This window comes from Allokutzneria sp. A3M-2-11 16, from assembly GCF_024213555.1.
Taxonomy (GTDB): Bacteria; Actinomycetota; Actinomycetes; order Mycobacteriales; family Pseudonocardiaceae; genus Allokutzneria.
On the sequence record NZ_JANAVO010000003.1, the window covers coordinates 243,517 to 262,498 of the forward strand.

General features: G+C 70.1%; 25 protein-coding genes. 18 read left to right on the forward strand and 7 right to left on the reverse strand.

Annotated features, from left to right (window positions below; all coding sequences use genetic code 11):
* The first annotated feature begins 53 nt into the window (after positions 1 to 53).
* Positions 54 to 341: a cytochrome P450 gene (locus tag NLX83_RS22845; RefSeq protein WP_254237162.1), complete on the forward strand. Its 288-nt coding sequence runs from the start codon at positions 54 to 56 to the stop codon at positions 339 to 341.
* Entirely contained in the window at positions 320 to 898 is a 579-nt protein-coding gene (locus NLX83_RS22850; protein WP_254237163.1) for a cytochrome P450, read from the forward strand. The genes NLX83_RS22845 and NLX83_RS22850 overlap by 22 nt, the downstream gene beginning before the upstream one ends.
* On the opposite strand, the gene NLX83_RS22855 is transcribed toward NLX83_RS22850, so the two are convergent.
* On the reverse strand, positions 803 to 1,192 hold the full coding sequence (locus tag NLX83_RS22855) for a winged helix-turn-helix transcriptional regulator (RefSeq protein WP_256564301.1): 390 nt from the start codon (positions 1,190 to 1,192) through the stop codon (positions 803 to 805). The two genes, NLX83_RS22850 and NLX83_RS22855, sit on opposite strands and share 96 nt — an antisense overlap.
* 100 nt (positions 1,193 to 1,292) lie before the next feature.
* Here NLX83_RS22855 and NLX83_RS22860 point away from each other — a divergent pair, with 100 nt between their 5' ends.
* Positions 1,293 to 2,171, forward strand: coding sequence for an NADP-dependent oxidoreductase (locus tag NLX83_RS22860; RefSeq protein ID WP_254237165.1), 879 nt, complete (start codon positions 1,293 to 1,295; stop codon positions 2,169 to 2,171).
* Here the strand turns inward: NLX83_RS22860 and NLX83_RS22865 are convergent.
* The gene (locus NLX83_RS22865) at positions 2,158 to 2,766 is read right to left on the reverse strand and encodes a VOC family protein (RefSeq protein WP_254237166.1); all 609 of its coding nucleotides are present in this window, start codon (positions 2,764 to 2,766) and stop codon (positions 2,158 to 2,160) included. The genes NLX83_RS22860 and NLX83_RS22865 overlap by 14 nt on opposite strands.
* Positions 2,767 to 3,226: 460 nt before the next feature.
* Between NLX83_RS22865 and NLX83_RS22870 the strand changes: the two genes are divergently transcribed.
* Genes NLX83_RS22870 through NLX83_RS22885 form a run of 4 tightly spaced genes read left to right on the forward strand, consistent with a single transcriptional unit; the run spans position 3,227 to position 6,394 of the window.
* Positions 3,227 to 4,132 carry a metal ABC transporter substrate-binding protein gene (locus NLX83_RS22870; RefSeq protein ID WP_254237167.1) on the forward strand — a complete coding sequence of 302 codons (906 nt, stop codon included), beginning with the start codon at positions 3,227 to 3,229 and terminating at the stop codon, positions 4,130 to 4,132.
* Entirely contained in the window at positions 4,129 to 4,854 is a 726-nt protein-coding gene (locus NLX83_RS22875) for a metal ABC transporter ATP-binding protein (RefSeq protein ID WP_254237168.1), read from the forward strand. The genes NLX83_RS22870 and NLX83_RS22875 overlap by 4 nt, the downstream gene beginning before the upstream one ends.
* Positions 4,851 to 5,714 (forward strand): metal ABC transporter permease, encoded by an 864-nt coding sequence (locus tag NLX83_RS22880; protein ID WP_254237169.1) that lies wholly within the window; start codon positions 4,851 to 4,853, stop codon positions 5,712 to 5,714. Before NLX83_RS22875 ends, NLX83_RS22880 begins: the two co-directional genes overlap by 4 nt.
* A gap of 5 nt (positions 5,715 to 5,719) precedes the next feature.
* Complete coding sequence (locus NLX83_RS22885; protein WP_254237170.1) at positions 5,720 to 6,394, forward strand: metal-dependent transcriptional regulator; 675 nt, start codon at positions 5,720 to 5,722, stop codon at positions 6,392 to 6,394.
* Here NLX83_RS22885 and NLX83_RS22890 read toward each other — a convergent pair.
* The gene (locus NLX83_RS22890) at positions 6,381 to 7,205 is read right to left on the reverse strand and encodes a glutamate ABC transporter substrate-binding protein (protein WP_254237171.1); all 825 of its coding nucleotides are present in this window, start codon (positions 7,203 to 7,205) and stop codon (positions 6,381 to 6,383) included. The genes NLX83_RS22885 and NLX83_RS22890 overlap by 14 nt on opposite strands.
* 215 nt (positions 7,206 to 7,420) lie before the next feature.
* The gene (locus tag NLX83_RS22895; RefSeq protein WP_254237463.1) at positions 7,421 to 9,805 is read right to left on the reverse strand and encodes a cation-translocating P-type ATPase; all 2,385 of its coding nucleotides are present in this window, start codon (positions 9,803 to 9,805) and stop codon (positions 7,421 to 7,423) included.
* Between the two features lie 145 nt (positions 9,806 to 9,950).
* On the opposite strand from NLX83_RS22895, the gene NLX83_RS22900 reads away from it, so the two are divergent.
* Positions 9,951 to 10,754 carry a lysophospholipid acyltransferase family protein gene (locus NLX83_RS22900; RefSeq protein WP_254237172.1) on the forward strand — a complete coding sequence of 268 codons (804 nt, stop codon included), beginning with the start codon at positions 9,951 to 9,953 and terminating at the stop codon, positions 10,752 to 10,754.
* 52 nt (positions 10,755 to 10,806) lie between these two features.
* A complete protein-coding gene (locus NLX83_RS22905; RefSeq protein ID WP_254237173.1) occupies positions 10,807 to 11,622 on the forward strand; it encodes an rRNA adenine N-6-methyltransferase family protein in 816 nt (271 codons plus the stop codon).
* Positions 11,623 to 11,635: 13 nt separating this feature from the next.
* Here the strand turns inward: NLX83_RS22905 and NLX83_RS22910 are convergent, their stop codons facing one another.
* Positions 11,636 to 12,055 (reverse strand): hypothetical protein, encoded by a 420-nt coding sequence (locus NLX83_RS22910; protein ID WP_254237174.1) that lies wholly within the window; start codon positions 12,053 to 12,055, stop codon positions 11,636 to 11,638.
* 354 nt (positions 12,056 to 12,409) lie between these two features.
* Here NLX83_RS22910 and NLX83_RS22915 point away from each other — a divergent pair, with 354 nt between their 5' ends.
* From NLX83_RS22915 to NLX83_RS22930, 4 genes are all read left to right on the forward strand, one after another.
* A complete protein-coding gene (locus NLX83_RS22915) occupies positions 12,410 to 12,790 on the forward strand; it encodes a hypothetical protein (protein ID WP_254237175.1) in 381 nt (126 codons plus the stop codon).
* Positions 12,791 to 12,981: 191 nt separating this feature from the next.
* On the forward strand, positions 12,982 to 13,272 hold the full coding sequence (locus NLX83_RS22920) for a hypothetical protein (protein WP_254237176.1): 291 nt from the start codon (positions 12,982 to 12,984) through the stop codon (positions 13,270 to 13,272).
* A gap of 101 nt (positions 13,273 to 13,373) precedes the next feature.
* Entirely contained in the window at positions 13,374 to 13,823 is a 450-nt protein-coding gene (locus tag NLX83_RS22925; protein WP_254237177.1) for a hypothetical protein, read from the forward strand.
* On the forward strand, positions 13,816 to 14,055 hold the full coding sequence (locus tag NLX83_RS22930) for a hypothetical protein (protein WP_254237178.1): 240 nt from the start codon (positions 13,816 to 13,818) through the stop codon (positions 14,053 to 14,055). Before NLX83_RS22925 ends, NLX83_RS22930 begins: the two co-directional genes overlap by 8 nt.
* Here NLX83_RS22930 and erm read toward each other — a convergent pair.
* The gene (erm, locus tag NLX83_RS22935; RefSeq protein WP_254237179.1) at positions 14,052 to 14,846 is read right to left on the reverse strand and encodes a 23S ribosomal RNA methyltransferase Erm; all 795 of its coding nucleotides are present in this window, start codon (positions 14,844 to 14,846) and stop codon (positions 14,052 to 14,054) included. The genes NLX83_RS22930 and erm overlap by 4 nt on opposite strands.
* A gap of 12 nt (positions 14,847 to 14,858) precedes the next feature.
* A complete protein-coding gene (locus tag NLX83_RS22940; protein WP_254237180.1) occupies positions 14,859 to 15,209 on the reverse strand; it encodes a hypothetical protein in 351 nt (116 codons plus the stop codon).
* Between the two features lie 127 nt (positions 15,210 to 15,336).
* Between NLX83_RS22940 and NLX83_RS22945 the strand changes: the two genes are divergently transcribed.
* From NLX83_RS22945 to NLX83_RS41940, 5 genes are all read left to right on the forward strand, one after another.
* Positions 15,337 to 16,050, forward strand: a complete 714-nt coding sequence (locus NLX83_RS22945) for a DUF6319 family protein (RefSeq protein ID WP_254237181.1) — start codon at positions 15,337 to 15,339, stop codon at positions 16,048 to 16,050.
* A gap of 125 nt (positions 16,051 to 16,175) precedes the next feature.
* Positions 16,176 to 16,850: a hypothetical protein gene (locus NLX83_RS22950; protein ID WP_254237182.1), complete on the forward strand. Its 675-nt coding sequence runs from the start codon at positions 16,176 to 16,178 to the stop codon at positions 16,848 to 16,850.
* A gap of 343 nt (positions 16,851 to 17,193) precedes the next feature.
* Positions 17,194 to 17,379 (forward strand): hypothetical protein, encoded by a 186-nt coding sequence (locus NLX83_RS22955; protein ID WP_254237464.1) that lies wholly within the window; start codon positions 17,194 to 17,196, stop codon positions 17,377 to 17,379.
* Between the two features lie 121 nt (positions 17,380 to 17,500).
* The gene (locus tag NLX83_RS22960; RefSeq protein ID WP_254237183.1) at positions 17,501 to 18,133 is read left to right on the forward strand and encodes a CDP-alcohol phosphatidyltransferase family protein; all 633 of its coding nucleotides are present in this window, start codon (positions 17,501 to 17,503) and stop codon (positions 18,131 to 18,133) included.
* Positions 18,126 to 18,974 (forward strand): DUF881 domain-containing protein, encoded by an 849-nt coding sequence (locus tag NLX83_RS41940; RefSeq protein ID WP_254237184.1) that lies wholly within the window; start codon positions 18,126 to 18,128, stop codon positions 18,972 to 18,974. The genes NLX83_RS22960 and NLX83_RS41940 overlap by 8 nt, the downstream gene beginning before the upstream one ends.
* Positions 18,975 to 18,982: the final 8 nt, after the last annotated feature.

An 18,982-nucleotide genomic window follows, 5' to 3' on the forward strand; every position in this document is an offset into this window, starting at 1 on the left:
GACGTTGTTCGGCATCAGCGGCACGGCCGCACCGACCTCCCTACCGTGAGGAGATGAACACACTCCGGATCGGTGCCCAGGTCGGCGCGGCCAAAGCCACGACGCGGCTGTTCGCCGCCTTCGGTGACCTGTTCGCGCAACTGGAACGACCGCGCTGGCTGGAAGATCCTTACCCGCTCTACGAACGGATTCGCGCGAAGGGGCCGGTGTACCGCGCTCCGTCCGGGATCAGGACGGTCTCGTCCTTCGCGTTGTGCAACCAGGTGTTGCGGGACCCTACGGAGCCCTGGTCGGCGCGGCGCTCGGCGGAGTTCGTTCGGTGCGCCAAGCCAAGGAGCTGATCGCGGCGGCCGATTCGTTGATCGAACTGTTCGAGCGGTTGGCGCGGGACCCTCGTCAGGGCGTGATCGGCGACGTCGCCGAGGCCCTGGGTGATGCGAAGCTGACCGCGCGGGAGCTGTTCGGCATGGCGATGCTGCTGTTGATCGCGGGGCTCGAGACCACCGTCAACCTGATCGGCAACGCCGTGATCTCGTTGCTGCGCAACCCTTCTCAGTGGTCTCTGCTCCGCGCTGACGGTGGTCTGGCCGGGCACCGGATCAAGGCCGGGCAGATGGTCGGCGTGCTGATCGCGGCGGCCAACCGCGACGCGTCCGTGTTCGCGGACCCGCACCGCTTCGACATCACGCGGACCGGGACGCCCGAGCACCTCGCGTTCTCCAGCGGAATCCACTACTGCCCCGTGCACTGGCGCCCCGCCACCGGCCTCCGCGGGGCCCCTCTCCCTCCCCGTCAGCGTGGCCTAGCGGAGGTGTGGGGCGGCGGCGCGCGCGGAGAGGACCTCGTCCATGTGGTCCTCCGCCCAGGTCTTGAGGGTGGCGAGCACGGGGAGCAGTGAAGCGCCGAGCGGGGTCAGCTCGTAGTCCACCCGCGCGGGGACGCTCGCGGTGACGGTGCGCGTGAGCAGGCCGTCGTGCTCGGCGCCGCGGAGGGTGTGCGTCAGCATCTTCTGGCTCGCGCTGGGCAGACCGGCCCGCAGTTCGCTGTGCCTGCGCGGGCCTGACGCGAGTTCGGCGAGCACCAACGCCGTCCACTTGTCGCCGATCATCGCCAGCAGGTGGAAGGTGGGGCAAGCGGCGAGGAACGCCTCGTGCTCGGCCTTCTCCGCGTCACGGCGCTCCTGCGCGGTCATCGTCGTCACGACACCTGCTCCTCCCCAAGGCACTTCGAAGTGCCTCCTTACCCGCAACACGCGCCCGTCGCAGGCTGTTCCCACACGAAGGAGGAACACCTTGCGAGTCATCGAACTGTCCGAGTACGGCGGCCCCGAAGTGCTGCGCCTCGCCGAGCGCCCGGAGCCGGAGGTGGCGCCCGGCAGGGTTCGCGTCCGCGTCGCCGCGAGCACGATCAACCCGGTCGACCAGGCGGTCCGCGCGGGTGTGATGGGGGAGTTCCCGAAGCCCCTGGTCCTCGGGTGGGACCTGGCGGGCACGGTGATCGAGGAGACCGAGGGCTTCCACGCGGGCCAGCGCGTCGTCGGCATGGTGCCGATGTACGCCGACCGGCAGGGCACCTACGCCGAGGTGGTCAGCGCCGAACCCGGCTGGCTGGCACCGCTGCCGGAGGACGCGGACCTGGTCGCGGCGGCCACCATTCCGCTCAACGCGCTCACCGCGAGCCAGGCCCTCGACCTCCTCGATGTCCACAGTGGACAGAGGCTGCTGGTCACCGGGGCGAGCGGCGGCGTCGGCGGCTACGCGGTGCAGCTCGCCGCGCGGTCCGGGATCGACGTCGTCGCCGTGGCCTCGGCCGGGGACGAGGACTACGTGGCGGGCCTCGGCGCGAAAGAGGTCAGCGCGGACCTGCCGGGGCAACGCGTGGACGCGGTGCTCGACGCGGGCAACACCGGGACGTCGTTGATCGGCGCGGTCCGGGACGGGGGCGTGTTCATCGCCGTCGTCCCGCAGGGCGTCCCCGGGGCGGAGCGCGGGATCCGGACCGACTGGGTGCAGGTGAAGCCGGACGCCGCGCGGCTGCGGGACCTGGTCACCGCCGGGCTCCGCACGCGGATCGCCGATGTGCTGCCGCTCGTCGACGCGGCCGAGGCGCACCGCAGGGCGGCCGCGCGCGGTCTGCGCGGCAAGCTCGTGCTCCGGGTCAGTCGAGGATGAGACCGCCGCCCGGCCCGTCGAAGTGCGCGATCAGCTGGGGCTGCCTGCCCTGTTCGACCGGGTAGGCGATGCCGAGGGAGCGCAGCGCCGCGCCGAAGCGCACGGGCTGCGGGTGCCGGACCGTGAGGGACAGCAGCCGCAGCCCGACCGGCAGACCGGCGCTCGGGTGCTCCGCGGTGCCCCAGTCGATGAACGTCGGGGTGAGGTCGCCCGACAGCGCGCTGGTCAGCCGCCAGGCCAGCCGCGTGCCGTCCGGGCGGTTGCGGACCATCTCGATGGAGTCGCCGGGTTCGAGGCCGACGCCCCGCGTCCGCGCGATCAGCCCGGGCAGGTCGGTGGTGCGGAACACCCAGCCCACCAGGCGCGGCTGTTCGATCCCGTCGATGCCGAACAGGCGCGGCCTGCGCGGGGCCGGCTGGCTCGGGTCCGGCGCGATGACCTCCAGGAAGGTCCGGTTGTCCAGCCCGAGCAGGGCGTTGTGCGTGCCGAACCCCTGGTGCCGTCCGCCGGGTGTCGCGCGCAGGCCGGTGAGCCGGGCGAGTTCGGCGACGCCGTCGTCGAGATCGGGTACCGCGTAGACGAGGTGGTCCAGCATGGGCTGCTCCGAGGCCGCTCGGGGAAGCGCCGACCGTAGCGGCAGCCCGACCGCGTTGCCCAGGGTTCGGCGGAAATATCGGCGAAAACCCGAAGAGTCCACAGTGGAGCGACCCACCGGAGCCGCTCGACGACGAACCCCAGGGACAATCTCCCACCGCCACGACGCCAACGCGGTGTCCGCAAGCCCGCGCCGTAGTCGCGCGGTCTTCAAGTACCACGGACCCCCACCCGGATCGTCTCAAACCGCACCCAACCCGGTCGGCCGCCGGGGGTTGGTCGTCGTTTGAGACGGTGGGGACGGGGGTTGGTTGTACTTGAAGACCGGTGAACCCCGGGTCGGCTACGCGCGCCGTGGCGGACGGTCGGTGGGGCGGTCCCGCAACTGATCCGTGACGAACGACGCCTCGTCGCGGGCCAGGTCCTCCGATAGTGTTTTCGGCATGCCGAAAATTCGAGTCATGTCGCGCCTAAAGGGCATCGCGGGGCTGGTGGTCGCCGCCCTGCTGGTCGCGGGCTGCTCGGATGCCCGGGGTGCTGGCGAGCGCAAGCGGGTGCTGACCACCTTCACCGTGCTGGCGGACATGACCAGGGCGGTCGCCGGGAACGCGGTCGAGGTCGAGTCGATCACCAAGCCGGGCGCGGAGATCCACGAGTACGAGCCGACGCCGAGCGACCTCAAGAAGGGCGCGGGCGTGGACCTGGTGCTGGAGAACGGGCTCGGCCTGGAGCGCTGGTTCGACCGGTTCATGCGCGGCGGGAACGCCAAGCGCGCCACGCTCAGCACGGGGGTCGAGCCGATCCCGATCCGCAGCGGCCAGTACGAGGGCAAGGCGAACCCGCACGCGTGGATGTCCCCGGCGAACGCGCGGATCTACGTGCGCAACATCGTCACCGCGCTGTCCGAGCTGGACCCGGCCAACGCCGGGGTCTTCAAGACCAACGCGGAGCGCTACGACGCGCAACTGGCCGAGATCGACACGTTCCTGCGCTCCGAACTGGGCAAGCTACCGCCCAACCACCGCGCGTTGGTCACCTGCGAGGGCGCCTTCTCCTACCTGGCCCGTGACGCCGGTCTGCGCGAGGCCTACCTCTGGCCGGTGAACAGCGACGAGGAGGGCACACCGCAGCAGATCGCCGCGACGGTGACCTTCGTCAGGGAGAACTCCGTGCCCGCGGTGTTCTGCGAGTCCACGGTCAACGACAAGGCACAGCAACAGGTCGCGCGCGAAACGGGCGCGAAGATGGGCGGAACGCTCTACGTCGACTCGCTCTCCGAAGAGGGCGGGCCCGTGCCGACCTACCTCAAGCTGCTGCGCTACGACGCGGAGACCGTCGTGGCAGGGCTGACAGGAGGGGCCAGATGACCGCTGTCACCGCGAAAGGCGTCACCGTCCACTACGGAGACGTGCTCGCACTGGACGACGTGGATGTCACGGTGGAGCGCGGGCGGATCTGCGGCCTGCTCGGCATGAACGGCTCCGGGAAGTCGACCCTGTTCAAGTCGCTGATCGGCCTCGTGAAGCCCGACCGCGGCACGATCACGTTGCACGACAAGGACCCTGCTGTGGCGCGTCGCGAAGGGCTGGTCGCGTACGTGCCGCAGTCCGAGGCCGTGGACTGGGCCTTCCCGGTCCGCGTCGTCGACGTCGTGTCGATGGGGCGCTACGGCGCGCTCGGCGGGGCCCGGCGGCTGAAGGCGGCTGACCGCGAGGCCGTCGACGCGGCCCTGGAACGGGTCGGGCTGACCGACCTCGCGGGCAAGCAGATCGGCGAGCTCTCCGGTGGCCAGCGCAAACGCGCTTTCGTGGCAAGGGGAATCGCCCAGGACGCGCGGCTGCTGTTCCTCGACGAGCCCTTCGCCGGGGTGGACAAGCGGTCCGAGGCCACGATCGTCGAGCTGCTGCGCTCCCTGCGCGACGAAGGCCGCACGATCGTGGTCTCCACCCATGACCTCGCGGCCGTGCCCGCACTGTGCGACGAAGCGATCCTGTTGCGGCGCAAAGTGTTGCTGCACTCCGACATCGACACCGCGCTCTCCGCGGAGCACCTGGGCCGGGCGTTCGGGCTGGACGGAGCGGTGGCATGAACCTGATCGACTGGCTGGCCGAGCCGTTGCAGTTCGACTTCATGCGAAGGGCCCTGCTCGTCAGCGCCGTCGCGGGGCTCGTGTGCGCGGTGCTCTCGTGCTGGGTGACGCTGATCGGCTGGTCGCTGCTCGGCGACGCCATCGCGCACGCGGTGCTGCCCGGCGTGGTGCTCTCCTACATCTTCGGACTGCCGTTCGCGGTGGGCGCTTTCCTCTTCGGCGGGCTCGCCGTGACGCTGATCGGCGTGGTCAGGGACACCACGCGGATCAGGGGCGACGCGGCGATCGGCGTGGTCTTCACCGGCCTGTTCGCCCTCGGCCTCGTCCTGGTCTCCAAGACGCCGAGCCAGATCGACCTCAACCACATCCTGTTCGGCAACGTCCTCGGCGTCTCCGACAGCGATATCGCACAGGTGCTCGGGATCGGCGCACTGACGCTGGCCGTGGTCTTCTACAAGCGCCGTGACCTCACGCTCTACGCCTTCGACCCGGTGCACGCGCACGCCATCGGCCTGCGGCCCAAGCGGTTGGGCGCGCTGTTGCTCATGCTGCTCGCGCTGACCGTCGTGGTGGCCCTGCAGGCGGTGGGCATCATCCTGGTCTCCGCCATGCTGATCACCCCCGGAGTGACCGCGTACCTGCTGACCGACCGGTTCGAGCGGATGCTGGCGATCGCGATCGCCGTCTCGGTGAGCAGCTGCGTGCTGGGCACTTACCTGAGCTTCCACGTCGACAGCTCCACAGGCGGCACGATCGTGCTCTGCCAGGCGATCGTGTTCGCACTGGTCTACCTGTTCGCGCCGCGCCGCGGTCTGCTGGCGAACAAGAGGAAGCGCCGTACGGCCACCTCCGTAAGGTAGGGGCCATGGCGACCAAGCGGCCCTCGTCTGCGATCGAGGACTACCTGCGGGCGATCTACGGGCTCGTCGAACGCGGGGTCGAGGTCAGCAACGCCACCCTCGCCAAACGGTTGCGGGTCAGCCCCTCCTCGGTCTCGGGCATGGTGGCCAAGCTCGCCGACCTGGGCCTGGTCACGCACGTGCCCTACCACGGCGTCGAGCTGACCGAGCCCGGCAGGCGCGCCGCGTGCGACGTGCTGCGCAGGCACCGGCTGATCGAGCTGTACCTGGTCGAGGAGCTGGGCTACACCTGGGACGAGGTGCACGTGGAGGCGGACGTGCTCGAGCACGCCGTCTCCGACTCCCTGATCGAGCGGATCTCGGCGAAGCTCGGCGATCCCACCCGCGACCCGCACGGCGACCCGATCCCGGCCGCGGACGGTTCGGTGGAGCAGCCGCCGACGCACCTGCTGCGCGACCTCGAACCCGGGGCCAGCGGCGAGGTCGCCAGGGTCTGGGACACCAACCCGGAGATCCTGCGGTACCTGGCGCACAACGGGATCACCCTGGGCGCGCGGATCGAGGTGCTGGAGCGCCAGCCCTTCGGCGGTCCGCTGGTGGTCCGGGTGGGCGAGCGCACGCACTCCCTCGGCAACGAGGTGACCGCGGTGCTGCTGATCCGGGTGCCTACTTCTCAGTGACGGCCGGGGCGTTCGGGATCGGGTAGCCAGACGGGCCCAGGTGCTTCTCGATGGACCTGCGCCACTCCCCGCTGGAGATCATCTTCTCGATGGCGGCGTTGACCTTCGCCTTGCCGTCGGCGTCCTCACGGCGCAGCCCGATGCCGTAGCGCTCCTCGCTGAACGGTTTGCCGACCAGCTTCAGCAGCTCCGGGTGCTGGGTGGCGTAGCCGGCCAGGATCACGTCGTCGGTGGTGACCGCGTCCACGTTGCGCACCAGCAGCGCGTTCACGCACTCGCTGTAGCGGAAGTACTCCACCAGCTGCGCGCCCTGGGCGTAGCGCTCCTTCACCTTCTGCGCGGAGGTGGAGTCCTTGACCGAGCACAGCTTCTTGCCGTTGAGCGACTCCGGCCCGGTGATGTTCGTGGTGCTCTGGCTGACCAGCAGCCCCTGGCCCGCGACGAAGTACGGCCCGGCGAAGCCCACCCGCTGCTTGCGCGCGTCGGTGATCGAGTAGCTGGCCACCACCAGGTCCACCCGGCCGTCCTGGATCATCGCCTCGCGGTCGGGGGTCCTGGCCTCCTTCCAGACGATGTTCTCCTTGGCCACGCCGAGCTCGGCGGCCACGTAGGTCGCCACGTCCACGTCGAAGCCCTCGAACCAGGAGTCGGTGATCTTGCGCCCGATCCCGGGCTGGTCGAACCGGATGCCGATGGTGAGCTTGTCCGCCGACGCCGCCCGCGCGGCCACCGAGTTCTTGTCCCCGCCGCCCGCGCAGCCCGCACCCAGCAGGGCGACCGCGAGCAGGACAGCACCGAACCGGAATCTCACACCGCGCTCCTAGCGAGAAAACGCTTGCCCCCCTCGGCGCACGCCGAAAAACGGGGACCATGTCGTTACGCGAAAGTATTCCGCGTCCCAGGAGCGGTCAAGTCGTGATCATGAGACGTCGCTCGAACGAAACAAGATCGTGAATTCCGACGGTGAAACGCATGTGTGTTCTTTACCGATCGGTGTCCTATCTTGTGCAAAGAAAACGCGTGTTCTCAGTCGAGTTCCGGAGCCCCGAACAGCTGCCGCCGCTCACCGCGGATGCGGCCGTCGATCCACCAGAACGCCTCGATCAGCACCACCCCGACCAGCACGCTGACCAGCGCGGGAGTGACCACGGCGGGATTGGACGGGTCGAGCTGGAAGAAGGTCTGGCTGGCCGGGATCAGCAGCAGCCCGAGATACATCGCGATCATCGCGGCCAGCAGCGCGAGCTTCCACCAGACATACGGCCGGGCCACGATCATCAGCACCCAGAGCGCGATCCCGCCCAGCGCGATGAACGTTCCGGTGCTCGCCTGGACCACGGTCACACCCGGCGTGCCGTGCGCGTTGAGATAGGTCACAAATGCGGCGACGGAGATCACCGCGCCCGCCGGGATCGCCATCCGCATCACCCGGGAGACGAAGCCGCTGCGCGCCCGCTCGTAGTTCGGCGCCAGCGCCAGGAAGAACGCGGGCAGGCCGATGGTGAACCAGCCGAGGATCGTCACGTGCCTCGGCAGGAACGGGTACGGCAGCTGCGCGATGCCGACCATGAAGGCCAGCAGCACCGAGTACACCGTCTTGGTGAGGAACAGGTTCGAGACCCGCTCGATGTTGCCGATCACCCGGCGGCCCTCGGCCACCACGTGCGGCAGCGTCGCGAACTTGTTGTCCAGCAACACGATCTGCGCGACCGCGCGGGTGGCCGGGCTGCCCGCGCCCATGGCGACGCCGATATCGGCGTCCTTGAGCGCCAGCACGTCGTTCACGCCGTCGCCGGTCATCGCGACGGTGTGCCCCTTGGACTGCAACGCCCCGACCATGGCCCGCTTCTGCCCCGGTGTGACCCGGCCGAAGACCGCCGCGCCCTCGACCGTGTCGGCGAGCTGGTTCTGCTTGTCCGGCAACGTGCGCGCGTCCACCGGCCGCTCCGCGCCGGGCAGGCCGAGCGAGCCCGCGACCGCGCCCACCGACAGCGCGTTGTCCCCGGAGATGACCTTGACGGCCACGTTCTGCTCGGCGAAGAAGTCCAGCGTGTCCTTGGCGTCCGGCCTGATCCGCTGCTCCAGCACGACCAGCGCCACCGGCCGCACCACGCCCGGGGCCTGCGCGTCGTCCACCGCGAGCGAACTGCGGCCCAGCAACAGCACGCGCAGCCCCTGCGCGCCCGTGCGCTCCGCTTCCGCCCGCACCGCGTCGCCCTCCGCGAGCAGCACGTCCGGCGCGCCGAGCACCCAGTCGCCCTCGTCGGCGAAGCTCGCTCCGCTCCACTTGCGCGCCGACGAGAACGGCGCCGCCGCGGTGAGCTGCCAGCCCGGCGCGTCCGGATGCGCCTCCGCGATCGCTTCCAGACTCGCGTTCGGGCGCGGATCGGCCACGGCCAGCGCGGCCAGCGCCTGGTGCACCTTCGCTTCGGGGTCCAGCACGCGCACCTCGGCCAGCCGCATGCCGTTCTCGGTGAGCGTGCCCGTCTTGTCCGCGCACACCGTGTCGACCCGGGCCAGGCCCTCGATCGCGGGCAGCTCCTGCACCAGGCACTGCCGCTTGCCCAGCCGGATCACACCGACCGCGAACGCCATGCTGGTCAGCAGGATCAGCCCCTCCGGCACCATCGGCACCAGCGCGGCCACCATGCCGCTGAGCGCGTCCGGCAGCGCCTGCGAGTTGTTGAACAGCTGGTTGTAGATGCTCAGCGCGCCCGCGGGGATCAGCAGGAAGGTGATGAACCGCAGGATCTTGTCGATGCCCGAGCGCAGCTCCGAGGACACCAGGGTGAACTTGCTGGCCTCCTCCGCGAGCTTGGCCGCGTACGCCTCGCGCCCGACCTTCGTCGCGCGGTAGCTGCCCGTGCCCGCGCAGACGAAGCTGCCGGAGAGCACCTGGTCACCCGGCTGCTTGAGCACCGGGTCGGATTCACCGGTCAGCAGCGACTCGTCGACCTCCAACGCCTCACCGGCCAGGGCGATCCCGTCGACGACGATCTTGTCGCCGGGGCCGAGCTCGATGACGTCGTCGAGCACCACCTCGTGCGGCGCCACCTCGACCGCGACGCCGTCCCGGCGCACCACCGGCTTGGCCTGTCCGACGATGGCGAGCTGGTCCAGCGTCTTCTTCGCGCGCAGCTCCTGGATCATGCCGATCGCGCTGTTGGCGACGATCAGCAGGCCGAACAGCCCGTCCGGGATCACCCGGCCGATGGCCACGATGATCCCGAACAGCACCGCGAAGATGGCGTTGATCCGGGTGAACACGTTCGCCCGGACGATCTCGCCGACCGTGCGGCTGGCCCGCGCGGGCACGTCGTTGGTCTGGCCCGCCGCCACCCGCCTGCGCACCTGGTCCTCGGTGAGCCCGCGCTGCGGATCGACCTCGTCCGTGGTGACCGGAGTTCCCATTGTCGACACGCCGTGATGGTACGGGCGCCGAGCTGAGAGCGGTGCCATTCCGCACGGGGGGTCACCTGCCTGAACGCTCTCAGGTCGGGCGGCCTACCATTCCGCCCCCGGAGGACTGGACAGAACCTACTGGGGGACCGCCACCATGACGAGCTCCGGCTGGATGCCCGTATCGCCCTGCGGCCAGGGCTGCATCGAAGCACCCGGCACCACGCCGCAGGTGTGGCCGACGACCCGGGTATGGCGCGTGCTGATGGCGCTGTGCGTGCTGCTCGGCGCGATCCCGGTGCTCTCGGTCCAGCGGCTGGTCAGCCCGGAGCGCGGGCGACGCCTGATGTCCTCCTGGTGCCGCATGCTGCTGCGCGCTCTGGGCATGCGGGTGGAGGTGCACGACTCCGCCACCGGCGCCGACACGGCCCTGCTGGTGGCCAACCACGTGTCCTGGCTGGACCCGGTGGTGCTGATGGCCGCCGTGCCGATGCGCGTGGTCTCCAAGACCGGCATCGGCGAGATCCCGATCATCGGCGGCCTGGCGCGCGGGGCGGGCACGATCTTCATCGACCGGCCGCGGCTGTCCCAGCTGCCCGGGGTCGTCGACCAGGTCAGCGCCGCGCTGCGGGAGGGCACCACCGTGGCCGCGTTCCCCCAGGGCACCACGTTCTGCGAACCCGCGAAGGGCCGCTTCCGCCCCGCCCTGTTCCAGGCCGCCGTGGACGCAGGCGTCCCGGTGCGCCCGGTGCTGCTGGACTACCGGCTCAGCGACGGCAGGCCCACCGCGGCCGCTTCCTTCCTCGGCGACGAGAGCATGGGCACCGCGATGCGCCGCACCCTGGGCACGCGCGGCCTGGTGGTGCACCTGAGGCTGATGCCCGCCGTGCAGCACGAGGGCGCCGACCGCCGCGCCCTGTCCCTGGCCGCCGAGGAGGCCGTGTCCAAGGTGCCCGCCTGAGGGCGGGTAGCATCAGGGCTACTCGTTTCCCTTCTCGTGATGGTGGTGCCGCTTGTCCCGTGGGCCTCGTTCCACCGCATCCGGCCTCCACTTCCTCCGCTCCAAGCAGGTGGGCGCCGAGCTGGTCGCCTCCGCCGGGATCGGCCCGGACCACCTCGTGATCGACTTCGGCGCCGCCGTCGGCTCGATCACCACCCCGCTGGCCGAGACCGGTGCCCGCGTGCTCGCCGTCGAGCGGGACCGCGGCTTCGTCGAGCGGCTGACCAAGAAGTTCACCGACGACGACAAGGTGCGCGTCGTCGACGGTGACCCGCGCTCGATCCCGTTGCCGCGCAGGAAGTTCTGGGTGGTCTCCAGCCTGCCCAAGACCGTCTCCGACGATGTGCTGCGCCGCCTGCTCAACCCGACGACCAGCCCGTTCGCCGGTGCCGAGCTGGCGCTGGAGTTCGGTGTCGCCAAGAAGCTCACCGCGGCCCACCCCACGGCGCTGGAGGTGGCCTGGTGGGCCTCCCGCTTCGACATCCGGGTCCGCAGGCGCCTGCCCGCGACGAACTTCCAGCCCAACCTGCGCGGCGACGCCGCCCACGTGTCGATCCGCCGCCGCGAGGGCTTCACCCGGCAGACCGACCGCGTCCTGTGGGCCCTGCTGCACGCCGCCTACGGCGCCCCCGAGCGCGGCGCCCGCACCGTCCTGGCCAACTCCATCCCCGGCAACCGCGCCAAGCGGATGATGACCGAGGTCGGCGTGCCCGGCGGGGCCCCCGCCGAGGTGGTGACCATCCAGCAGTGGAGCCAGATCGCCAAGGTCCTCGGCCAGGACAAGACCCTCAGCTGGCCCGCCATCCCCAAGACCCTCGACAAGCCCTGACCCCTCACTCCGGCTAGTCCAAGGTCACGATGTCCTTGCGGTGCCCGGTGTTCCCGGTCGCCGGGTTGATGAGGACGACGAAGTCGGGCGGCGTTTCCGCCGCGCCGCCTTCGGCTTCCCAGTCGATCATGTGGACCGTGACATCGTGCTCACCCGGCGGCACCGCGACCGCGTGCGCCGTTGCCTCGTCCGGCTCCGCGCAAACGTGCTCGATGCCGCTGAGGAACGCCCGATCGCCCTTGGCGCACAAGCGATACGGCTGTGAGGACACCACCAGGTACTTCGCTTCGCGCTCCGTCAGCTCCGTCAGCTCGGTCAGCTCCGCCTGTTCGCCCACCCGCACGACGAACCCGAACCCACCGTCCGCGCCGATGTTGATCGCCCTGAATGAGTCATTGAGGGCGCTGGACTCCCCGAATGACTCATTCAGCACGTTCAACGCACCAAACGCGTCATTGGCGATCGGCCCACGCGCCCGCTTCGTCCATGCTGACGTGACCTACGCGAACGCCCTGAACGGGTCGTTCAGGGACACCAACGCCCTCAACGACCCGTTCGGGGCGCTCAACGCACTGAACGGGTCGTTCGGGGTCGGTAGTGCCCTGAATGAGTCATTGAGGTACTTGAAGGCCCTCAATGACTCATTCAGGTACTTCAACGCACCAAACGCGGCATTGGCGGCTCGCCTGGTGTCCCGGTTCGAGGTGTGGTTTGCGGGGTGCGCAATGGGGTCTCGTGCGGGTGGAAGTGCTGGAGCGAGGCAGGCGAGTGCGTCAGCATTCGCCCCATGCCGCTGGTGTACCTGGACAAGCCGCAACTGCCGGTGCCCGCCGCGTTGAAGCTGAGCGACAACGCGGACGACTACCACGATCTCCCGCTCGCTCCGCCAGGGCCCTTGTGCGTCAAGAACATCCACGACGTGCGCGAGTTGTTGCCCTACCAGTTGTCGGTGTTGTTCAAGATGTCGATCGACACCGCTCAGCCGGACGACCTCGCCTGTGTTGTCACCGCCTGGGCGGATTTCGTTCGAAGCCTGCACGATCTCGCCTACCAGTTCACCCGGCTGCTCATTGACGAGGGCTGGCTGGAGAGCAGCGATGCTGAACCGCACCGCTATGGCGACCGCATGTTCGTCGACGGCCGAGAAGTCGTGTGGGTCGACGAGTAGCGGTCCTCAGCAACGGACGCGAATGCCCTGAACGACCCGTTCAGGGAATCTAACGCCCCAAACGAGGCGTTCGCGGCCCTTGCCTATCCCCGCAGCACTGGGGTTGAGCGATCACACGAGGGACTACGAGGCTCTCCCTCGAACGGCCGCCCGGGCTGTCTGGACGCACCTCCGTTCAGACGGTTCGCGAGGTGCGAGCACTGCTGCCGCATCAGCTGCGCGAGCAGTTCACAACGGCGGTCGACGCCGCGATGGCGGCTGACCTGCCCTATGTCGTCTCTGACTGGGCTTCGTTCGTCAGACACCTGCACGATCCTGAGTTTCAGGCCGACCTCGACCTCATAGAGCAGGACCGTCTCGACGAGTTGTCGGGGGACGACCCGCTCACAGACCCACCGGTGCCCGACTCCGAGCTAGGACCTCCGACTCCCGGCGCGCGGATGTTCGTCAACGGCCGTGAAGTGGTGTGGGTGGATGACTGACGCGAGCAGGCTCGTCGTCATGGAGATGTTCTAGTGCGGCTGTTTGCGGTGTGCGCAAAGAGGTCTCGTGTGGGTGGAGGGGCTGGAGCGGAGCCGGGTGGATGCGCGAGCATTCGGCCATGCCGTTGGTGTACTTGGACAAACCGCCGTTGCCTGTCCCCGCAGCACTGGGGTTGAGCAATCGCACGAGGGACTACGACGACCTGCCTCCGACCCCGCCCGGGTTGCCCGAGCATTCGTGGGTCAGGACCATCCGGGAAGTTCGCGAGTTGTTGCCGCGCCAGCTGCTGGGGTTGTTCGCGCACTCGGTCGACACGGCCGCCTCCGAAGATCTGATGTACGTCGTCGACGACTGGGCGATCTTCGCCGGGAACCTGCACGACTCCGAGTACCAGGCCACCTGGGAACTCATCGACCAGGATCGGATCGATGAGCTGCTGGGTGACGACCCGTTGACCCAGCGCCCGATGACCGACGCGGAACTCGGCCCACCTCCCCCGGGGGAGCGGATGTTCGTCAACGGCCGGGAAATGGTGTGGGTCAATGACTAGCTACACCGTGGAGTACCTGCCGGTGGCGCGGAAGACCCTCGACTCGGTCTCGACAAGCATGCGGGCGGAGATCAAGCACAAGGTCAGTCGCTACGCCACCTTCGCGCCGAACTTCTCTGGTGGTCGACATCAAAGGTACGAAGTCAAGGGCACGGGGTTCGTCGCGGAGTGTCTGATCCGGCACGACGCGGGCAGGCTGACCGTCGTGAAGATCAAGGTGCACGTGCTCTAGCGGCGGCTCGGGTTGAGGGCGCGGTAGAGCTCGACCCAGACGTCCGGGTGGGCGAAGGCGACCACGGTGTCCTGGCGCAGGCCCACCTCGTCGAAGGCCTTCGCGACCCGCTTCGGTGTGTACATTTTGGACAGTGACGCGCGGAGGCTGCCGCCGATGCCGGTGAAGCCGAGCGCCACCAGCTTCTCGTAGTCGCGCAGGTCCCGGGGCCGCAGCAGCGGCTTCTCCCGGCGGGTGATGTGCAGGATGCCGGAGTCGACCTTCGGGATCGGGCGGAAGTGCTCGCGGGGGATCTTGCCGCACAGCTCCCAGGAGAACAGCGGCCACGTCTCCACGGTCCGCTGGCTCCACCGGCCGTACCAGCCGCTGCGCTTGCGCGCGTACTCCAGCTGCGTCATCAGCGTCGCCGACGTCAGGTACCGCGCGTCCAGGCACCAGTCCACGATCGCGGAGGTGATCGAGTACGGGATGTTGGCGACCACCTTGAACGGCTCGGCGGCGGGCAGCACCTGCAGGAAGTCGCCGAAGTCCAGCTCGACGTTGTCCCACCGGCGCAGCTTGGGCTCCAGCGCGCGGGCCAGGTGCGCGTCCACCTCGTGGGTGACGACGTAGCGGGCGCGCTCGGCGAGCACCTCGGTCAGCACGCCCTCGCCCGCCCCGACCTCGAAGACCAGGTCCTCCCGGCCGACGCGGGCCACCTCGACCATGCGCCGCAGCGACTTCGGGTCACGGAGGAAGTTCTGCCCGTAGACCCTGCGGTTCTCGTCCCGTTCACTGCGGCGCGTCGACACCCGGAAAGCCTCTCACGCCTCGGTCGGCGGCGAGAGCCGGTCCACGGTCCAGCGGATGACGTTGTCCTGCAAGGAAACCTGGATGATCGCCGGGGTCTCGGTGCCGCCGAGCCGTGCCAGCAGCTGCACCAGCTGCTTGCGCATCTCCGTGGCACCGGCGTACGGCAGCGGCGGGGTGAGCGCGTGCGTGTGCAGGTCGCCGTCGTCGTCGGGCACGCCGAGCTCGGCGTGCAACGTGACGTCCTGCGGGGTGTCCGGGCGGGCGCGCTCCCCGTACTTGGACCGCAGGGTCAACAGGGTGATGGCCGAGGGCTGGATGAGGTTGCCGTCCACGTCGGCGAGCCACAGGTGCTGCGAGGTCATGCCTCAGATCATGCCTGGCCCGGCCTCGGTGCGGAGACTGTCGGTGCCTTACGGCATCCTGCGCCTGGCCGAACGCGCGTGCGCCGGCCCGCGAGAAACCCCTCGCAAAAAGCAATGAGGAGAGGCGATGCCCCCAACTTCCACCCTGTCGGGTCTGTCCGAGCAGGACATCACCCACATTCGCGCCGAGCTGGACTCGGGTCGTCTGCCGGTCGTCTGGTTCACCGACGCCGCGGTGGGGGTGGAGCAAGGGCGTTCCGGCAAGATCATGGCCCTCACCGATCCGGACGAGGGTGACTTCATCCAGATCCGCCCGACCGGCTCGATGGACGTGCTGTCCTTCAACCCGGCCGAGGTGAGCATGGTCAAGCCGCCCCGCAGGAACCCCAGCCAGACCGCGCACGACCGAGAGGACAACACGGTGACCGCTCCCACCGAGCAGCAGGCACCCGCCACCCCGCAGAACGAGGAGACCAGCCCGGCGAGCACGGAGACCCCCGCGGCCGAGGCTGCTCCGGCGCCCGCACCGGCCAAGCCGAAGGCCGCCAAGCCCGCGGCGAAGAAGCAGGCGCCCGCGGCCGGCGCCGAGCTGACGGTGACCATCGCCGCCACCGCCGAGGGCGAGTGGACGATCGAGGTCGTCTCCGGCAAGAAGAAGTCCAAGCCCGCCCCGCTGACCCCGGCCGCGGTCGGCCAGGTCGCCAAGGCGCTGGACGAGGAGGCCGCCGAGGCCATCGAGTCCGTGCTCTCCGCCGCCCGCGAGCGGCACGCGGCCCGGGTCGAGGCGCTGCGCGCCGAGCTCGCCGCGGCCGAGGAGGCGCTGCAGGAGCTGGAGTCCTGAGCACCACCCGTACGAAAGGGTGACCTGGGTCACCACGGTGCCGGGAACGGGGTAACACGATCGGGGGTCGAATCCCGTGAGTGCCGTTCCCGGCACTTCTCGTCTCCAGCCCCCAGGAGCCCCCGGTGCCCACGATCGCCAGCCCGCGGCGCGGCGCGACCGCCGTCCTCGCCGTCGCGGCCCTCGCCCTGCCCATGACCACCGCCTGCGCCCGGCCCCAGGTCGGCGAGGCGGTCGCCGCGGCGGGCCCGCCGCCCACCACCAGTTCCAGCCGCACCGCCTCCCCGAGCACCCCGGCCGAGCCCGCGGGCAAGGCGACCAAACCGCTGACCGAGCCCGGCACCACGCTCAAGTACGGCCAGGAGGCCGTCATCGAGCACGAGACCGGCTCGAAGATCTACACCGTCGGCGTCGTCCCGGTGAAGGTGGAGAAGGGCAACTTCCAGGAGCTGGCCGGGGCCGGGCTCAAGATCGAGGAGAAGACCTCCGCGGGCAAGGTGCCCTACTACCTGACCTACAAGCTGGTGAACCGGATGGAGGGCGCGTTGACCAGCACCATGACCACGCCGTCCCGGTTCAGCGTCGTCGACAAGACGAACAAGCCCGGCGGGCGGTTGATCGTGATCGCGATCGGCGGGCTCAAGCTCGACTCCTGCCCCATCAAGAGCGTGCCCAGCGGCTGGTCGGCCGACCAGGAGCACACCAGCTGCGATATCCACCTGCTGCCGGAGGGCGCGGAGCCCGGCAGCGTGGTGTACCGCCAGGCGATCGGCAAGTCGCCGATCACCTGGACCCCGTGACCCCGCTCTGACCAGGCGTTATCGGTCGGGCTGAACGCGAGGCGCCGCCGTCCGGCCGGTGATCATCGGTGAACGGCAGTCCGGTGACCGGTGGTGTGACCGTCGCGACTCTCACCCCGCTGCTGCTGGGCGACGCGCTTCGCCCGGTGAGCGCTGCCGCCCGGGAAACCGCCGTCTTCCCGGGCGGCGCGGTCCACAATTCGTGTGTCGCCGCTAACACCTCGAGGGTGCCGGTCGACAACCACTACGGAGCCCGAGCACAGGGCTCGCCAGCCAAGGAGCCACGTCCGCCATGAGCGCAGAATCCGCCACCGCGATCGCCGAGGATCCGGTCACAGACCTGATGACCACCAGGAGTGCCAGCCTGCCCACCGCGCCGTGCAGCGTGGTCTGGAGCGGCGGCCACGCCTACGTCCTCGAAGGCGGCCACGGCCGCTGCCGCTGGGTCGGTGTCGACGACCGCGGCCGTCCCACCCTGATGAGCCACGCGGACCTGCAGCGCCGCGGCTGGAGCCGCACCCGCCTCTAGCCTCCCTCCCGCGCTCGGCACCCCGTCGTGTGGCAGGCTTGCCGCCGCAAGCGGGTGCAGGCGAACGCGGCGCGCTTCCCCCGTTCCCCGGCTCCGCCGCGCAAGCGGTCGAGGAGTCCAGGTGGAACGCGAAGCGGCGACGGCGGCCCCGTCAGGCGGGGAACTGCCCCAGTCCGACCGCGTCTGGACCATCCCGAACATCCTCAGCATGCTGCGCCTCGCGGGCGTGCCCCTGTTCCTGTGGCTGTTGCTCGGGCCCAGGGAGGACGTGCTCGCGATCATCGTGCTCGCCGTCGGCGGGTTCACCGACTGGCTCGACGGCAAGCTCGCGCGCTGGCTCAACCAGGGCAGCAAGCTCGGCGCCATGCTCGACCCCGCCGCGGACCGGCTCTACATCCTGGCCACGCTGATCGCCTTCGGAATCCGGGAGATCTTGCCCTGGTGGGTGATCCTGGCCCTGGTCGGCCGCGAACTGGTGCTGGGCCTGAGCCTGCTGGTGCTGCGCCGCTACGGCTACGGCCCCTTCGAGGTGCACTACACGGGCAAGGCCGCCACCTTCGTGCTGCTCTACGCCTTCCCGTTCCTGCTGGGCGCGGACGGCACCTCGGCGCTGGCGGAGGTCGTGCGGCCGATCGCCTACGGCTTCACCATCTGGGGCGTGCTGCTCTACCTGTGGGCGGGCGTGCTCTACCTGATCCAGCTGGCTGCGGCGATCCGCAAGGGCAAGGTCCCGGGAGCGCTCGCGGGTGCCTGAGCGGCCGCGTTACGACCTGAGCAGCTCGCTGCTGCGCCAGCTGCTGGGCGACCACCTCGACGCCGGGTACGCGGCGGCGCACCGCAGGCGCGCCGGTCGGCCGGTGCCCTGGTTCGCCCAGCGAGTGTGGTTCGCCGTGGGCGCGCTGCTCCTCGGCTCGCTGCTGGGCGTCGCGGCGGTCAACGCCTCGGCGCGCCAGCCGGGTGCCGAGGAGACCAAGCGCGGCCTGGTCGCGGGCGTGCGCGCCGAGCGCGCCGACACCGAGGCGCTGGCCCGCAGGGCCGCCGCGCTGGCCAAGCAGCTGGACGAGGCGCGCACCGCCGCGCTCACCGGCGACGGCCAGGGCCGGGCCGTGCTGGACCAGCTGACCCGGCTCGAACGCGCCACCGCCGCGGTCCCGGTCACCGGTCCCGGACTCCGCGTCACGGTGGGCGATCCGCCGGAGCGGCGCGGGGTCCGCTCGCGGGAGAACATCCTCGACCGCGATCTCCAGGTACTGGTCAACTCGCTGTGGGCGAGCGGGGCCGAGGCGATGGCGGTCGGCGGTCACCGGCTCCAGCCGAGGGCCGCGGTGCGCCAGGCGGGCGGCATGCTCGTGGACAACCGGCCGATCACCCAGCCGTACGTGCTGGAGGCGATCGGCAACCCCGAGGAGCTGGAGACCCGCTTCGTCGGCACCGACGGCCACGGCCGGTTCACCGCGTTCACCCAGCTCTACGGCACCAGCTTCACCGTGGAGCGGATCGGCGAGCTGCGCCTGCCGGGGGCCGCGACCGACGAGCCCAGGCTCGCGGTGGCCCCCGCCGCGCCCATCGCCCCACCCACCACGCCAGGGAGGTAGTCAGGTGA

Excerpts from the sequence above, each read along its gene's own strand:
- NLX83_RS22880 (WP_254237169.1), top strand. The coding sequence starts at position 4,851 with ATGAACCTGATCGACTGGCTGGCCGAGCCGTTGCAGTTCGACTTCATG.
- NLX83_RS22900 (WP_254237172.1), top strand. The coding sequence starts at position 9,951 with ATGACGAGCTCCGGCTGGATGCCCGTATCGCCCTGCGGCCAGGGCTGC.
- NLX83_RS22855 (WP_256564301.1), bottom strand. The coding sequence starts at position 1,192 with ATGACCGCGCAGGAGCGCCGTGACGCGGAGAAGGCCGAGCACGAGGCG.
- NLX83_RS22930 (WP_254237178.1), top strand. The coding sequence starts at position 13,816 with ATGACTAGCTACACCGTGGAGTACCTGCCGGTGGCGCGGAAGACCCTC.
- NLX83_RS22895 (WP_254237463.1), bottom strand. The coding sequence starts at position 9,805 with ATGGGAACTCCGGTCACCACGGACGAGGTCGATCCGCAGCGCGGGCTC.
- NLX83_RS22940 (WP_254237180.1), bottom strand. The coding sequence starts at position 15,209 with ATGACCTCGCAGCACCTGTGGCTCGCCGACGTGGACGGCAACCTCATC.
- NLX83_RS22915 (WP_254237175.1), top strand. The coding sequence starts at position 12,410 with ATGCCGCTGGTGTACCTGGACAAGCCGCAACTGCCGGTGCCCGCCGCG.
- NLX83_RS22955 (WP_254237464.1), top strand. The coding sequence starts at position 17,194 with ATGACCACCAGGAGTGCCAGCCTGCCCACCGCGCCGTGCAGCGTGGTC.
- NLX83_RS22870 (WP_254237167.1), top strand. The coding sequence starts at position 3,227 with ATGTCGCGCCTAAAGGGCATCGCGGGGCTGGTGGTCGCCGCCCTGCTG.
- NLX83_RS22885 (WP_254237170.1), top strand. The coding sequence starts at position 5,720 with ATGGCGACCAAGCGGCCCTCGTCTGCGATCGAGGACTACCTGCGGGCG.
- NLX83_RS22925 (WP_254237177.1), top strand. The coding sequence starts at position 13,374 with ATGCGCGAGCATTCGGCCATGCCGTTGGTGTACTTGGACAAACCGCCG.
- NLX83_RS22865 (WP_254237166.1), bottom strand. The coding sequence starts at position 2,766 with ATGCTGGACCACCTCGTCTACGCGGTACCCGATCTCGACGACGGCGTC.
- NLX83_RS22945 (WP_254237181.1), top strand. The coding sequence starts at position 15,337 with ATGCCCCCAACTTCCACCCTGTCGGGTCTGTCCGAGCAGGACATCACC.
- NLX83_RS22845 (WP_254237162.1), top strand. The coding sequence starts at position 54 with ATGAACACACTCCGGATCGGTGCCCAGGTCGGCGCGGCCAAAGCCACG.
- NLX83_RS22875 (WP_254237168.1), top strand. The coding sequence starts at position 4,129 with ATGACCGCTGTCACCGCGAAAGGCGTCACCGTCCACTACGGAGACGTG.